The following is a 14,483-nucleotide window of genomic DNA, read 5'->3' as shown; positions in this document are numbered from 1 at the left end:
CGGCCGACCCGCAGCCGCAGGGTGTGTCAGCCGCCGTATTTGGCCTTCGCCTCGCGGCGGCGCGCGTGCAGCACCGGCTCGGTGTAGCCGCTGGGCTGCGCACAGCCCTCCAGCACCAGTTCCAGTGCCGCCTGGAAGGCTACACTGTCGGCGAAGTTCGGCGCCATGGGGCGGTAGGCCGGGTCGCCGGCATTCTGCTGGTCGACCACCGCTGCCATACGCTCCATGGTCTCCCGTACCTGGGCTTCACTGCACACGCCGTGGCGCAGCCAGTTGGCAATATGCTGGCTTGAAATACGCAGGGTCGCGCGATCTTCCATCAGCCCGACGTTGTGGATGTCGGGCACCTTGGAGCAGCCCACGCCCTGATCGATCCAGCGCACGACATAGCCGAGAATGCCCTGGGCATTGTTGTCCAGCTCGCGCTGGATGTCCCCGGCGCTCAGGCCAGCGGCGCCCTTCAGGGGAATGCGCAGGATGTCATCCAGCGACGCCCGCGGGCGTGATTTGAGCGCTTCCTGGCGCTGTGCCACGTCAATGCTGTGGTAGTGCGTGGCATGCAGGGTCGCCGCTGTAGGGGAGGGCACCCAGGCGGTGCTCGCACCGGCACTGGGGTGCGCGACCTTGGCCTGCAGCATGTCCGCCATGAGGTCGGGCATCGCCCACATGCCCTTGCCGATCTGCGCCTTGCCCTGCAAGCCGCAGGCGAGGCCTGTGTCCACGTTCCAGTCTTCGTAGGCGTTGATCCAGGGCTCCTGTTTCATGGCGCCCTTGGGCGTCATGGCCCCGGCTTCCATGCTGGTGTGGATCTCGTCGCCGGTGCGGTCAAGGAAGCCGGTGTTGATGAAGACCAGGCGCTGGCGGGCCCGTTCGATACAGGCTTTCAGGTTGACGGTGGTGCGGCGCTCCTCGTCCATGATGCCGAGTTTGATGGTGTGGCGCGCGAGGCCCAGGGCGTCTTCAATGCGATCAAACAGGGTGCAGGTGAAGTCGACCTCGTCCGGGCCGTGCATTTTCGGTTTGACGATGTAGATGCTGCCCTGGCGCGAGTTGCGCAGGGTGCCTGTGCCACGCAGGTCATGCAGGGCAATCATGGCGGTGAACATGCCGTCCATGATGCCCTCCGGGATCTCCCTGCCCGTGGCGTCGAGAATGGCGTCGCTGGTCATCAGGTGCCCCACATTGCGCACAAACATCAGGCTGCGGCCCGGTAGCACGCGTTCACTGCCATCCGGCGCGGTGAACACGCGGTCCGGGTTGAGGCGGCGGGTCAAAGTCTGCTCGCCCTTGCGGAACACGTCTTCGAGGTCGCCGCGCATCAGGCCCAGCCAGTTGCGATAGACCAGGATCTTGTCCGCCGCATCCACCGCGGCGATGGAGTCCTCGCAGTCCTGGATGGTGGTCAGCGCCGCCTCCAGCACCACGTCCTTGACGCCAGCGGGGTCGCTGGCACCGATGGGGCTCAGTGGGTCGATGAGAATTTCGATGTGCAGGCCGTTGTGCCGCAGCAGGATGCTGGTGGGCGCATTGCCTTCGCCCTGGTAGCCGCGAAACTGTGCCGGCGTCGCCAGCGAACTGATCTGGCCGCCGCTCAGCACCACCTGCAGTGCACCGTTCACCACGGTGTACGCCGTCGCCTGGCTGTGATCGCCTGTCGACAGCGGACAATGGGTGTTAAGGAAGTGCTTGGCCCACGCGATCACGCGTTCGCCGCGCACAGGATTGTAGCCACCGGCGCGCTCAGCGCCGCCCTCTTCGGGAATCACATCCGTGCCGTAGAGGGCGTCGTAGAGGCTCCCCCAGCGGGCGTTGGCCGCGTTCAGCGCGTAGCGCGCATTCATGACCGGCACGACCAGTTGGGGCCCCGCCAGGGTGGCGACCTCCGGGTCGACGTTCTCGGTGCTGATGGCGAAGTTCGCGGGCTCCGGCAGCAGATAGCCAATGGCTTCCAGAAAGGCCTTGTACTCTGCACGGTCGTAGTCGGGCCCGGGGTTGGCCCGGTGCCAGCTGTCAATCTGTTCCTGCAGGCTGGCGCGGGTCGCCAGCAGGTCTCGATTGCGCGGTGCAAGGTCGCGTACGATGGCGTCGAGGCCTTGCCAGAACTGCTCCGGGCTGACCCCGGTGCCGGGGGCAATGTCCTGCTCCAGAAGGCTGTGCAGGCCTGCGTCGATGTGCAGGCCACCTTCAGTGATGCGCTCGCTCATGGGGCTTCATTCCTCTGACTGCGGGGCGCGCCATGCGCCCACCGGAAAAAGTGCTAGTCTACGGTGAGCAGGCTTAATTTATCCAATTTATCGTTTTTATCGCGGTCATTCCCTTCCTGAATGATCTGGTGTGGCTGCACGCCTGACCCTCTCACTCAGGGTAACGGTGGCTGGTTGTCCATCTCCCGCGCTGTATCGGCGATCAGTTTGCGCAGCCAGCGGTTGGCGGGATTGTGTTGCAGGAGCGGACTCCAGGCCATTTTCAACTCCAGCGGCGGGATATCCAGCGGCGGCTCCCGCAACACGACCCGGGGATTGTTGCGCTTGAGCAGGGCGGCCCGCGTGGGCAGGGTGACAATCAGGTCGTTCTGCTCCGCCAGCGTCATGGCCGCCTGGTAGTGGCGGGTAAACACCCGAATCTGGCGCTTTTTCCCCAGCCTTGCGAGCGCGCTGTCCACCCAGCCCAGACGCTGCACGTCGTCGGGGTCGACGCCGACGCCAACACCCATGCCGGTCTTGCTCACCCAGATGTGCTTGGCCTGCAGGTAGTTTTCCAGGGTGAAGTCGTCAAGCACCGGGTTTTCCGGGCTCAGCAGGCAGGAAAAGCTGTCATTCCAGAGGTGGATCTGGTGAAAGGACTGCGGCATCGAATCGAACCGGTTGATCACCATGTCGACCTTGCCGCGCTCCACATCCAGGAAGCTGACATCGGAGGGGGTCATGATGTCCAGGGTCAGGCCCGGTGCCTGCAGTCGCAATTTGCCCAGCACCGCCGGCAGCAGGGTGGATTCCGCGTAGTCACTGGCCATGATGCGGAACACCCGCTGCGCCTGCTCGGGCGCAAAGGCGGAGCGTGGCTGTACCGCCTGTTCAATATTCATCAGCACTTCGCGCACCTGTGGCTCCAGTTCCAGCGCGCGTTCGGTGGGGGTCATGCCATCGGAGGTGCGAACCAGCAGGGGGTCGTCGAACAGGTCCCGCAGGCGGCGCAAGCCGTTGCTCATGGCCGGTTGTGAAAGGTTCAACTGGTGGGCGGCCTGGGTCACGTTGCGTTCGCGCAGCAGGGCATCCAGGTAGACCAGCAGATTGAGGTCGATACGGTTCAGTTTGGTCGACATGTAGCATTCACCGAAGGAATGGCGGGGATGCGATTCATAGATTGTGAAAATTATAGTCCTTTCGCTAGAATTGCCAAGTCATACGAAGCGCTCAGGCGCGACAGTTGTGGCATTGATCATCACCCGGACTGACGAGGACACCATCACCATGAGCAGCTACCGCGCCCCGATTGAGGACATGACGTTTCTGATTGACGAGGTGCTGGACGTGGGGCAAGCCCTGGGTTCACTGCCGGCCTTCGAGGAACTCGGCGTGGGTCCGGACCTGAGCACGGCACTGCTCGACGAGGGTGCCCGGCTCGCCGCCGATGTGCTGGCGCCGTTGCGGCGCGTGGGTGATGAACATCCTGCGACCTGCCGCGATGGCGCGGTCACATTGAGCCCGGGTTACGGTGAGGCGCTGCAACAGCTGGGCGCCGGGGGCTGGATGGGCATCTCCTCGGACCCGGTCTACGGCGGTCAGGGCCTGCCCGAGCTCTATGCCACGGCGGCCTGTGAGATGTGGAACAGCGCCAATCTGGCTTTCGGGCTGGCGCCCATGCTCAGCTCGGGCGCGGCGCTTGCGATTCATGCCCATGCCAGTGAAGAGCTGAAACAGCGCTACCTGCCGAAGATGCATTCCGGGGAATGGGCCGGCACCATGAACCTTACGGAGTCCGGCGCGGGATCCGACCTCGGCGTCATGAAAACACGTGCGGTACCGGAGGGTGATCACTACCGTATTCACGGGCAGAAAATCTACATCACCTGGGGCGATCACGATGCCACCGACAACATCATTCACCTGGTGTTGGCCAAGTTGCCCGATGCCCCCGAGGGCAGCCGCGGCATCTCCCTGTTCCTGGTGCCCAAGTTCCTGGTGAACGAAGACGGCAGCCTGGGGGCGCGCAACGATGTCTACCCGGTGTCCACCGAGCATAAGCTGGGCATTCATGGCAGTCCGACCTGCGTGATGGCCTTTGGCGATAACGAAGGCGCCCTGGGCTACCTGGTCGGTGAGGAAAACCGCGGCCTGGCCTGCATGTTCACGATGATGAACGAAGCCCGTCTCAAAGTGGGTGTACAGGGTCTGGGCGCTGCAGAGGGTGCCTACCAGAAGGCGGTTGCCTACGCGCGGGAGCGCGTGCAGGGCGGCGTGGCCATTATTGAGCACCCCGATGTCCGGCGCATGCTGCTGACCATGCGTGCGCTGATTGAGGCGATGCGCGCGCTGGTGTACGCGGAGGCGGTCACCCTCGATCTGGCACACCGGGGCCCGGAGGCTGACCGCGCGCAGCACCAGTTCCGCATCGACCTGATGATCCCGGTGATCAAGGGCTGGATGACAGAAGTGGGCCAGGAGCTGACGTCCCTGGGTGTGCAGGTGCATGGCGGCATGGGCTACATCGAGGAGACCGGCGCCGCACAGTATCTGCGCGATGTGCGGATCACCTCCATCTACGAGGGCACCAACGGCATTCAGGCGGCGGATCTGGTATCCCGCAAACTGGGTCGTGATCAGGGCGGGGCGATGCGCGATGCGCTGGCCGATATTGCGACCACGGTGGCGGCGCTGCGTGACGCCGGGCAACCGGCGCTGGCCGTCATTGCGGACCGTCTGGCGGCGGCGCTGGCGGGTGTCGAGGAGACGACAGCCCGGTTGCTGGAAGGGCTGCAGGTGGCACCGGAACAGGCCCTGGGTGCATCCTTCGATTACATGATGCAGTGCGGCTATCTGTTCGGTGGTTGGCATCTGGCGCGCTCAGCCCTAATTGCACAGGAGCGCCTGGATGGCGGCGCTGAAAATCCCTTCTATGAGCGCAAAATCGCCACAACCCGGTTCTACGCAGAGCAGGTGCTCCCGCGCTGTCGCGCGCATGCGGGGGCCATCATGGCGGGCCCCGAGGCGCTTGCGGATTACCCCGTCGACTGGCTGTAGGAGGCCGCCATGCAGACGTTTTCAACGCCCGACCTGACCGACGCCGCTCCCGATGCACAGGTCATAGAACTGCAGTGGCGCAATTTCGGTGCACACCCGCGCTTTGCGGGTCAGGCGGTCACGATCAAATGCCACGAAGACAATTCGCTGGTCAAGCAGGCGGTCGGTGAAGCGGGCGCGGGCCGGGTGCTGGTGGTGGACGGTGGCGGATCGCTGCGCCGGGCCCTGCTAGGCGACATGCTGGCGGAGGAAGCGGCGCGCAATGGCTGGTCTGGTCTGGTGATCAACGGCGCGGTGCGTGACGTGGACGAAATCGCGACCACGGCGCTGGGTGTAAAGGCCCTGGGCGCAACGCCGTTGAAGACGGAAAAGCGCGGAGAGGGTCAGCGCGACATTTGCCTGCAGTTCGGCGGCGCACGTATCGCACCCGGGAATTACATCTATGCCGACAACAACGGTGTGGTGGTCAGCGCCGAACCTCTGGTTTAGTCTGCGGGAAGCCCTCAGTCCAGCAGGCGCATGGACAGATCCAGCGCCCGGGTATCCTTGGTCAGGGCGCCAATGGAGATAAAGTCCACGCCGGTCTCCGCCACGCTGCGCAGGTTGGCTTCGGTGATATTGCCGGACGCCTCCAGCTCCAGCCGCCTGGCCACGACCGCGACCGCATCGCGCATGTCCTGCAGGCTGAAATTGTCCAGCATGACCCGGTCCGCCCCGGCGCTGAGGGCCTGCTGCAGTTCGTCGAGGCTTTCCACCTCCACTTCCACCGGCTTGCCGGGAGCCACCGATCGAGCTTCCCGCACCGCAGCGGCGATCCCACCGCAGGCGCTTATGTGGTTTTCCTTGATCAGAAACGCGTCGTACAGGCCCATGCGGTGATTGTGGCAGCCACCGCAGCGCACCGCATATTTCTGTGCATTGCGCAGCCCCGGAATCGTTTTGCGCGTATCCAGCAGGCGTACGCCGGTGCCAGCGACCAGCGAGGCGTAATGGTGGCAGCGGGTTGCGGTACCCGAGAGCAGCTGCAGGAAGTTGAGTGCGCTGCGTTCGGCGGTGAGCAGTGCGCGCGCCGGTCCGCGCACGGTGAACAGTGTGCTGTCGGCCGCGATACGGTCGCCCTCCGCCGCCGCCCATTCGGGCCGCAGCGAGGGGTCTACTGCCGCGAACACGGCGTCTACCCAGGCGCGGCCACAGAGGATGCCATTTTCACGGGTGATCACGCGCGCGGTGGCCGTGGCCGAGGCTGGAATCAGTGTCGCAGTGATATCGCCGCTACCGATGTCTTCCGCCAGCGCGGCGCGCACATTGTCCTGAATATCCGTGTCGGTGAGAGCGGGCATAGAGCGGGTTTCCATGGCGATCGGCCGGGTGGGTAAAAAGGACGATTGTAGCAGCACACCGGCGATGCGTTGAGCCCCCTCGGGTGCTGGATTATGATGTCGCTTCACGCAGTGGGGCTGGCATGCGCTATACACTCGACCAGGGCTGGATTGATCAGGCGCGCAGAGTGCCTTCGCCGAACTGCGGCCCACGGCCGCTGGGTGTGGCGGTGGAACTGCTGGTGATCCACAATATCTCGCTGCCGCCGGGATGTTTCGGTGGCGACGCCATCGAGCAGCTGTTTACCAATTGCCTGGACTGGAGAGCGCATCCCTTCTACGCGGAAATACGCGGCCTGGAAGTGTCGGCGCATTTCCTGATTCGCCGCTGCGGTGAACTGGTGCAGTTTGTCGCAACCGGGTTGCGCGCCTGGCACGCCGGACAGTCCTGCTGGCGGGGTCGGGAGAACTGCAACGATTTCAGCATCGGGGTCGAGCTGGAAGGGACTGACGAGCTTCCCTATACGGATGCGCAGTACACAACCCTCGCGGCCCTGACCGATACCCTGATCGCGTCTTACCCGGGCTTGTGTCACGATCACATCGCGGGCCACGCCGATATCGCCCCCGGAAGAAAGACCGATCCGGGCAGGGTGTTCGACTGGCCGCGTTACCGTGCCAGCCTGGCACCCGCAGGAGACGCCGCATGACCTTTCTCGCACTGATTCTCGCACTGGCACTGCGGCAACTCTGGGGTGCCGAGCCCTGGCTGCACCGCGACCGCTGGTGGTACGACTACCGCGAACGCGTCGCGGCACTGGGTCTGCTGGATGCGGTGCAGCTGCTGTTGCTGGTGCTGCTGCCCACACTGTTGTTGGGCGCGCTGCTGATGCTGTTGGCGCCTGTGCTGTTCGGGTTGCCCTGGATACTGCTTGCGGCGCTGGTCCTGTTGTTCAGCTTTGGTCGCGGCGACTTCCACGCGCGCCTGGTGCAGTATCGTGCGCACTGTGAACGTGGTAACCCCGAAACCGCGTGGCTGTTCCTCTGCGGTGCCCTGGGTGCCGACGATCTGGCACGTGCGGCCAGCGAGGGTGAAGCGGATGATGCCTGGCACAGGCTGCAGGCGCGTCTGCTTTATGACGGTTATCAGCGCTGGTTTGCGGTCGTGCTGGTGTTTGTGACGCTGGGGCCGGCCTGGGCCTTCGCCTACCGCCTGCTGCAGCTGGAAGCGCAGCAGGCACCGGAGTGTGCCGCCGCCAGGCTGTTGTTTGTCGTCGACTGGGTTCCGGCACGGCTGTTAGCGCTGACATTTGCCTTGGCTGGCGACTTCATACACAGCCGCGATGTGCTGTTTGCCGCTCTGCTGAATACTGTTCGAGCCCCGGCTGAGTTGCTCGGCGATGTGGGCACAGCGGCCGTGCACGGTGCGGGTGCGGACGCCGATGTGCAGACTGCCGCTGACGACATGCAGGCGCTTGGTGACCTGCTGACGCGAAGTGCCGTCATCTGGGTGGTGGTGATTGCCCTGGTGGCCATCATCGGCTGACTACCGCCCTCCGGCGCGCGCATTTCGTCAGATGCAACCGTGCAGGGGCAAAGCGGGCGTTCATCTGCTAGGCTTTCGCTTAAAGTCAGCGGAACGCATTGAAGCTCGGGTTTGCCTATGCCGGAACACAACCGCATGGATGCGACGCTGCCCTCGGTATTTGCGCAGCTGACTTCCGCTCCTGCGCATCGGGTACGCGTACTCACCATTGTCTTTCACCCCAATGTGGAGCGCATTGGCGAACGCTGGGTGCTGAAAGGCTCGCGGCGCAAGCCTTTGGTGCTCGGAAGACAGCAGCCGGCTTTCGTGCGCGCCGGCGGGGACGTGGGGCGTCCTCTGGACGACCCGCATGTCAGTCGCCAGGCGCTGCATATGCGATTTCGTGACGCCGGGGTAACCCTGGCACCGGTGGCCGATGCCTGCCGCTGCCGGCTGAACGGTGAATGGGTGCAGGCGGCGCGGGATTTCACCGCGGCGGATTTGCGCAGGGGCATTGTGCTGCAACTGGCCCACAGTGTCGTGCTGCTGCTTCGTGAGGTCCCGGCGTTCCCGCCTGGTGTCGGGGAGGCGGCCGCAGCGTCGACGGCTGCGTTTTCTGGCCTGCTCGGCAGCAGCGATTACATGCAGGCTCTGCGCCGCGATATTGCACGCATTGCGCGCTGCGGTCTGGATGTACTGATTCGAGGCGAGACCGGTAGCGGCAAGGAATTGGTGGCACGCGCGGTACATGGCGCCAGCGAGCGTGCCGCGGGGCCGCTGGTACCTGTCAATATGGCGGCGATTCCCCCGGGGGTCGCGGCGGCAGTGCTGTTCGGCAGCGCGAGGGGCGCCTTTACCGGCGCAGAGCGCAACAGCGTCGGTTATTTTCAGCAGGCCGAAAAGGGCAGCCTGTTTCTTGACGAAGTGGGCGACACCCCGGCCGAGGTGCAGCCGCAGCTGTTGCGCGCGCTGCAGGAACGCGAGATACAGCCGGTGGGCGGGACCCTTCGCACGGTGGATGTGCGCGTCATTTCGGCGACCGATGCGCCGTTGGAAGGCCCGGACAGCACGTTTCGCAGCGCACTGCGACACCGTCTGGGCAGCGCCGAGATCTGCGTCGCACCGCTGCGCGAGCACCCCGAGGACATCGGCGAGTTGCTCTGTCACTTTCTGCAACAGGCCTGTGCCGAAACTGGCTCACCCTCCCTGTTACCCACACCCGGGAGCGCCCCCCTGGAAGTCGCGCAGTGGGCGGATCTGTTCACTCTCTGCCACCGTTACGACTGGCCCGGCAATGTGCGTGAGCTGGGCAACTGTGCGCGGCAGATCGTGCTGCAGGGTGAGGGTGGTCTGCTGCCGGCAATGCTGTCGCAACCCGTTGCCGCGAACGTCGCCGATTCGCCCGCCAAGGCGCCCGCTTCGGCGGCGGTGGAACTGGGTGACGATGCTCTGCGAGCGCTGTTGAAGCAGGAGCGGTATGAAGTCAGCGCTGCGGCCCGCCGCGCGGGCATGAGCCGCCAGGCACTGTACCGGCGATTGCCGGCGCTGGGTCTGCGCCTGGCCGCGCAGGTACCGGAGGCAGAACTGCAAGAGGCACTGGCGCGTGCCGACCACGATGTAGCAGCCACCGCCACGGCCTTGCGTGTCTCGGCGATCGCCCTGCGCAGCCGTCTGGCACATCACCGTGCTGCGCCGGCGGGAAGCGGCGACGCTTGAGTAGCGGCGATCGCATCGGCCCCTATCGTATCCTGCGACTCATACGGCGCGGAGGGCAGGGGTCGGTCTTTCTCGGTATTGATGAACGCCTCGGGCGACGCATCGTGGCCAAAATCCATGCCCTGCCGGCAGAGCCTGCGCAGAGTCGCCGCGTGCTGCGCGAGGCGCAGGCGGTGGCCTCGCTGGACAGCACGCGCGTGGTCACGATTCATGATGTGATCGTCGGCGATACGCACCTTGCCATGATCATGGAATACGTGCCCGGTTGTGACCTTGAGGAGCTCCTCGCCGAGCGGGAGCTGTCCCTGGCCAGCAGTCTGGTTGTCGCCAGTGACGTTGCGGCGGCAATTGCCGCCGGTCGCTCGCGGGGTATCGTGCACGGTGATATCAAACCCGGAAACGTCCTGGTCACCCCGGAGGGGCGCGTCAAGCTGACCGATTTCGGACTCGCTGCACAGCAGGGCTCGGTCGCCACTGCCCGTGGCAGTCTCAGCTGTGTCTCGCCCGAGCAGCTGCTGGGCAAGCCGCAGGATGTGCGTTCGGATCTCTTCGCTCTGGGGTGCCTGTTGTACCGGCTGGTGGCAGGTCGTCATCCCTTCCAGGGACGCCACGGTCTGGACAGCGAGGCCCTGTTGCGTGGCGCTGCGCACGCACTGCCTGCCACGCTGGTGGACGGGTCTGCGCCGCCGCAGGGTCTGGAGGCCCTGATCGGCAGCCTGCTGGCCGCCGATCCCGCGCAGCGCCCACCAAATACCCATGAGGTGCGGCGGCAGCTGCACAGGATGGCGACAGCGCAGCCGCGACAGCTGCGTTCACCACTGCGGGAGGAGGCCGAGCGCTTTTTTCGGACCGAGGACAGCGACGATCTGCCGTTGCAGATCCCCCGCAGTCTCAGCCGTCAGGGGCGCTCCCGGATGCCGCGCCGTTCGGGGCAGTGGTCGGTGCTGGGTGTGGGGCGCCACTGGCGCCGCCGGCACTGGCTCGCGGCGGCCGCCACGCTGGCATGCGTGCTGACAGGGTTGCTGATTGCGCTCTGGCCACGGGATCAACGGGTTATGGTGCCACGTCCGCTGGTGGTGCTGGAGCCGGGGTCTGCGGTGCTCTCGCAGGCTGGCGGGTTGGAGGGGGTGTTGGCGCTCGTGCGCGAGCAAATACTTGCGGAGCGTCCGGGGCTGCAGTTTCACGGTGAATCGTCGCCTTTCTACCCCACCGTACTGGACCACAATCTGCCACCGCCGCCGGAAACGCTGCACATCGCCCTGCAGTGCAGCCCCGCGCTGTGTGTGCTTGGCCTTGAGCGTGAGCGCGGGGGCGCGCATCGCTATCGGCAGGTGCTGGTGCCAACGGGTGCCCCCGAACATCGCTGGCGCGCCTTGACGGGCAGGGCGGCGGCAGAGCTGTTTGCGGCTGATCCCTAGCCGACTGGGTGGGTTGCGGGTCGCAACGCGGCCAGCAGCGCCTTGTTGTCTGTGGCATCAATCCCCAGTGCGTCGGCCGTGGCAACGAGGAAGGACGTCAGAAACCCGATCTCCGTGGGGCGCCCCGCGAGCACATCCTGCAACATGGATGAGCGGTTGTCGGCGGTGGCCGCCACAACCTCCATCACGGACCGGTAGAGTCCAGCAACGGCCTCTCCCTGGCCTGCAGCCTGCCCGATGGCTGCAATCTCCAGGCACAGTGCGCGCACCTCATCGGCGAGTCCGGGCTCCGCCAGTGCGCCATTGCGACACCGGTGCAGCGCGGTGAGCGGGTTGATGGCGCAGTTGATGGCGAACTTGTGCCACAGCACCGTATCGATGTCTTCCCTCCAGCCGCAGCGAGCATCAATGGCCTGCCAGTCGCTGAACCAGTCCGGGGCATCCCGTGTTCCCCGGCCGCCTATCCAGGTGGTGCCGCGCCCGGCCCGCAGGACACGTTGGCCCGCCTCGCGGAACGCCCCCTCTGTGGTGCTGCCGCTGAACACGGCCAGCTGCGGCCACCGTGCCGCCACTGTCTGCTGATAGCCCAGGCCATTGGCGAGCAGCACGACCACAGCGTTAGGGGCGAGCCAGGGCTGCAAGCCGGCGAGGCCGTCTACCAGGTCGTAGGCCTTGGTACAGACCAGCAGATAGTGAATCGGTGCGGCGTGTGCACCGCTGGTAACCGGGAAGCTGTGTTCACTGGTCAGGCCACCTGCCCGCAACTGGATGCGCCGCGTCGTCTGCGTCAGTGCCGGATCGCCGTCGCGCAGCAACAGTGAACAGCTGATGCCCGCCTTGTCAAAGAGGCAGGCGAACAGGCTGCCAATGGAACCGGCACCGAGAATATGCCAGTGGCGTGAGCGCATTCAGCGTACTGCGGGGATTGCAATGCGGTGCCGGCTGATTAACATGGTGCTCCTGTTTGATTACCTGAACCGGGGAACCGCACTATGCCATCTTTCGACGTTGTATCGGAAGTCGACCTGCACCAGCTGACCAACGCTGTGGATCAGGCGGCCCGGATTGTCACTAACCGCTTCGACTTCAAGGGCATTGATGCGGGTTTCGAGCGGGATGGGCATAGCGTTGCGCTGCATGCGGAGGTGGAATTCCAGCTGGCGCAGATGGAGGACATGCTGCGCAGCGCATTGATCAAGTGCGATATCGACCCACAGGCCATGGAGGTCGGGGATCCGATTACCAGTGGCAAGCTGGTGCGCCAGACGGTAACGCTGCGCAATGGTCTGGACAGCCAGCAGTGCAAGGCCATCGTCAAGCAGCTCAAGGAGGCCAAGCTCAAGGTGCAGGCACAGATCCAGGGTGAGCAGGTGCGGGTCACAGGCAAGAAGCGCGATGACCTGCAGCAGGCGATTGCCCTGCTGCGCGGGAGCGATGTTGTCGATGTGCCCCTCCAGTTCACCAACTTCCGCGACTGACGCCGGCAGCTATTCCTTGACAGGGCTTTGCCTTCCCGGGACGCCGTGTCAGCGGCTTTCCAGTAAGGTGATGCAGTGCTCCAGGCGCTCCCGTTTCTGCGGCAGGCTGGCCGCGGCTGGTGCGCTGTGTGTGCGAAGGTGCCAGAGCAGTTCCAGATAGCGGTAGCCACACTCAAACAGCGTCAAGTGTTGCCAGTCATGGGCGGTGGCAGGCGCTTGCAGGTAATTCTCCAGCAGCGCCCGGCGCGCGGACGCCTCAAGTTCATCGCCGGCGCAGACTGCCGCCAGGTCAAACCACACCGGGCCGGTCGCGGCATACTCCCAATCAATCGCCCACAGCCGCCCCCCGCTCACCACGCAGTTGGCGCGCAACAAGTCATTGTGGCAGGTGGCGTGCGGGCCGGCAGTCTCCAGTAGCGCAATGAACGGTGCCGCACGCGCCGCCAGCGGTTGCAGGGCGCGCCAGGTTGTGGCCCGCCCCTGTCGGATGGCCCACGCGGCCCGCTCGCAGCGTTCCCCCACGGCCAGGCTTGCAGGCAGGTCCGGCAGCTGGTGGATACGCCGCAGCAGCGTGCCCAGGACGGCGGGCGTGACGGCGCCGTCGGGGTCGGGTTGCAGGTAGTCACAGACCAGAAGGCCCGCCTGTGTGTCGAGATACCGTGGCGCCGGTGCGAGGCCGGCCTCATGTGCCAACTGCAGCGCCTGCCATTCCACGTGCGGGCCCGGCAGGTCCGTGCCCGGGTCGTCGCCTGTCAGCCGCACTGCGAACAGTCGGTCACCGCTGCTCACCAGAAAACTCTGATTACTCAGGCCACCGCCGAGGCGACGCAGAACGCGAGGCGCGAGTTGCAGTTCACTTACCTGCCAGCTGCGCCACGTGTCCAGCGCACGCTTCAGGCGCTGGCGCATTGCAGCCGATAGTGCCGGTGCCAGCGACGGTAACCGAACACGACGATGACCAGGTACACGGCAAACAGCGCGGCGGTGAGAAACAGGCCGCGCTCCAGGTACAGGTAAATGGACACGCTGTCGATGACCAGCCAGTAAAGCCAGTTTTCCAGCAGCTTTCTCGCCACCATCCAGGTCGTCAGAATGCTGCCCCAGGTGGTGAAGGAGTCGATGTAGGGCAGCACCGCGCCCGTGTACCTGTCGAGCAGCGCACCGCTGGCGACGCTGGCCAGCAGCACGCTGGCAATGGCCAGGATGTGTCGCTGCGGCGGCCAGACGCTGATCGGCAGGCGCTGCTGCGCCGCCGCGTTCCCGCTGCCGCCGCCGCGCCACTGCTGCCAGCCATAGAGCGCCATGCCCAGGTAATACACCTGTAGCGCGGACTCCATCAGCAGCCCCACCTGCCAGAACAGCCAGAGGAAAATGGCGGTGCTGGCGAAGGCTGCATACCAGCACCACAGGCTCTCCCGCACTGCCAGCAGCAGGTACGCCACCCCCAGCAACACGGCGGCCAACTCCCAGCCGGAGAGGGTGGCGGCTCCCGCCACCAGCTGCGTGAGAAAGCTGTCAGCGCTCATGTCGGGTGAATCGGCAGCAGCCCGGGAATGAACTTGCAGACCAGCACCTGCTTGCCGAAGTGGTGATAACTGGTTTCCAGGGTCGCTTGCACGGCAGCGAACACAGCCCCCGCATCACCGCTCAGTTGCGTGCTCATGGCGTTGGTCACCACGGTCAGACCCTGAATTGCTGCCAATTGCTCGATGAAGCGCTTGATGACCGGAATATAGTCCTCCTGCAGCGGATACAGGCTGAGTTCTGCGGTGATGTCCATACGGGAT

14 protein-coding genes are annotated in these 14,483 nt (G+C 65.1%); 7 read left to right on the top strand and 7 right to left on the bottom strand.

What is annotated here, in order from left to right:
* Window positions 1–26: 26 nt before the first annotated feature.
* Together R3E49_RS10490 and R3E49_RS10485 are read right to left on the bottom strand one after the other, a co-directional pair.
* The gene (locus R3E49_RS10490; protein ID WP_371295008.1) at window positions 27–2,204 is read right to left on the bottom strand and encodes a malate synthase G; all 2,178 of its coding nucleotides are present in this window, start codon (window positions 2,202–2,204) and stop codon (window positions 27–29) included.
* A gap of 155 nt (window positions 2,205–2,359) precedes the next feature.
* Window positions 2,360–3,322, bottom strand: coding sequence for a LysR family transcriptional regulator (locus R3E49_RS10485; protein ID WP_290744635.1), 963 nt, complete (start codon window positions 3,320–3,322; stop codon window positions 2,360–2,362).
* Between the two features lie 148 nt (window positions 3,323–3,470).
* Here R3E49_RS10485 and R3E49_RS10480 point away from each other — a divergent pair, with 148 nt between their 5' ends.
* Window positions 3,471–5,240 (top strand): acyl-CoA dehydrogenase family protein, encoded by a 1,770-nt coding sequence (locus R3E49_RS10480; RefSeq protein WP_371295234.1) that lies wholly within the window; start codon window positions 3,471–3,473, stop codon window positions 5,238–5,240.
* A gap of 9 nt (window positions 5,241–5,249) precedes the next feature.
* Window positions 5,250–5,729, top strand: coding sequence for a ribonuclease E activity regulator RraA (gene rraA, locus R3E49_RS10475; RefSeq protein WP_371295007.1), 480 nt, complete (start codon window positions 5,250–5,252; stop codon window positions 5,727–5,729).
* A 14-nt stretch (window positions 5,730–5,743) separates the two neighbouring features.
* Here rraA and nadC read toward each other — a convergent pair whose 3' ends face one another.
* Window positions 5,744–6,580 (bottom strand): carboxylating nicotinate-nucleotide diphosphorylase, encoded by an 837-nt coding sequence (nadC, locus tag R3E49_RS10470; RefSeq protein WP_371295006.1) that lies wholly within the window; start codon window positions 6,578–6,580, stop codon window positions 5,744–5,746.
* A gap of 122 nt (window positions 6,581–6,702) precedes the next feature.
* Between nadC and ampD the strand changes: the two genes are divergently transcribed.
* The 4 genes from ampD to R3E49_RS10450 all read left to right on the top strand — a co-directional run bounded on the left by ampD (window position 6,703) and on the right by R3E49_RS10450 (window position 11,218).
* The gene (gene ampD / locus R3E49_RS10465) at window positions 6,703–7,269 is read left to right on the top strand and encodes a 1,6-anhydro-N-acetylmuramyl-L-alanine amidase AmpD (RefSeq protein ID WP_371295005.1); all 567 of its coding nucleotides are present in this window, start codon (window positions 6,703–6,705) and stop codon (window positions 7,267–7,269) included.
* Entirely contained in the window at window positions 7,266–8,105 is an 840-nt protein-coding gene (gene ampE, locus R3E49_RS10460; protein WP_371295004.1) for a regulatory signaling modulator protein AmpE, read from the top strand. The genes ampD and ampE overlap by 4 nt, the downstream gene beginning before the upstream one ends.
* 117 nt (window positions 8,106–8,222) lie before the next feature.
* Window positions 8,223–9,800, top strand: a complete 1,578-nt coding sequence (locus R3E49_RS10455) for a sigma 54-interacting transcriptional regulator (RefSeq protein ID WP_371295003.1) — start codon at window positions 8,223–8,225, stop codon at window positions 9,798–9,800.
* Window positions 9,797–11,218: a protein kinase gene (locus R3E49_RS10450; RefSeq protein WP_371295002.1), complete on the top strand. Its 1,422-nt coding sequence runs from the start codon at window positions 9,797–9,799 to the stop codon at window positions 11,216–11,218. The genes R3E49_RS10455 and R3E49_RS10450 overlap by 4 nt, the downstream gene beginning before the upstream one ends.
* Here R3E49_RS10450 and R3E49_RS10445 read toward each other — a convergent pair.
* Window positions 11,215–12,126, bottom strand: a complete 912-nt coding sequence (locus tag R3E49_RS10445; protein ID WP_371295001.1) for a 2-dehydropantoate 2-reductase — start codon at window positions 12,124–12,126, stop codon at window positions 11,215–11,217. The two genes, R3E49_RS10450 and R3E49_RS10445, sit on opposite strands and share 4 nt — an antisense overlap.
* A gap of 84 nt (window positions 12,127–12,210) precedes the next feature.
* Between R3E49_RS10445 and R3E49_RS10440 the strand changes: the two genes are divergently transcribed.
* A complete protein-coding gene (locus R3E49_RS10440; RefSeq protein ID WP_371295000.1) occupies window positions 12,211–12,696 on the top strand; it encodes a YajQ family cyclic di-GMP-binding protein in 486 nt (161 codons plus the stop codon).
* A 48-nt stretch (window positions 12,697–12,744) separates the two neighbouring features.
* Here R3E49_RS10440 and R3E49_RS10435 read toward each other — a convergent pair whose 3' ends face one another.
* The 3 genes from R3E49_RS10435 to R3E49_RS10425 are packed head-to-tail and all read right to left on the bottom strand — an operon-like array spanning window position 12,745 to window position 14,476.
* Entirely contained in the window at window positions 12,745–13,605 is an 861-nt protein-coding gene (locus R3E49_RS10435) for a choline/ethanolamine kinase family protein (protein WP_371294999.1), read from the bottom strand.
* Window positions 13,590–14,222: a nicotinamide riboside transporter PnuC gene (pnuC, locus tag R3E49_RS10430; protein ID WP_371294998.1), complete on the bottom strand. Its 633-nt coding sequence runs from the start codon at window positions 14,220–14,222 to the stop codon at window positions 13,590–13,592. Before pnuC ends, R3E49_RS10435 begins: the two co-directional genes overlap by 16 nt.
* Window positions 14,219–14,476, bottom strand: a complete 258-nt coding sequence (locus R3E49_RS10425) for a YkoF family thiamine/hydroxymethylpyrimidine-binding protein (RefSeq protein ID WP_371294997.1) — start codon at window positions 14,474–14,476, stop codon at window positions 14,219–14,221. The genes pnuC and R3E49_RS10425 overlap by 4 nt, the downstream gene beginning before the upstream one ends.
* Window positions 14,477–14,483 lie beyond the last annotated feature (7 nt).

Source organism: Haliea sp. (assembly GCF_041395985.1).
Classification (GTDB): domain Bacteria; phylum Pseudomonadota; class Gammaproteobacteria; order Pseudomonadales; family Halieaceae; genus Haliea.
The sequence above is the reverse complement of the archived record's forward strand: the minus strand, read 5'-3'. Positions and strand labels throughout refer to the sequence as shown.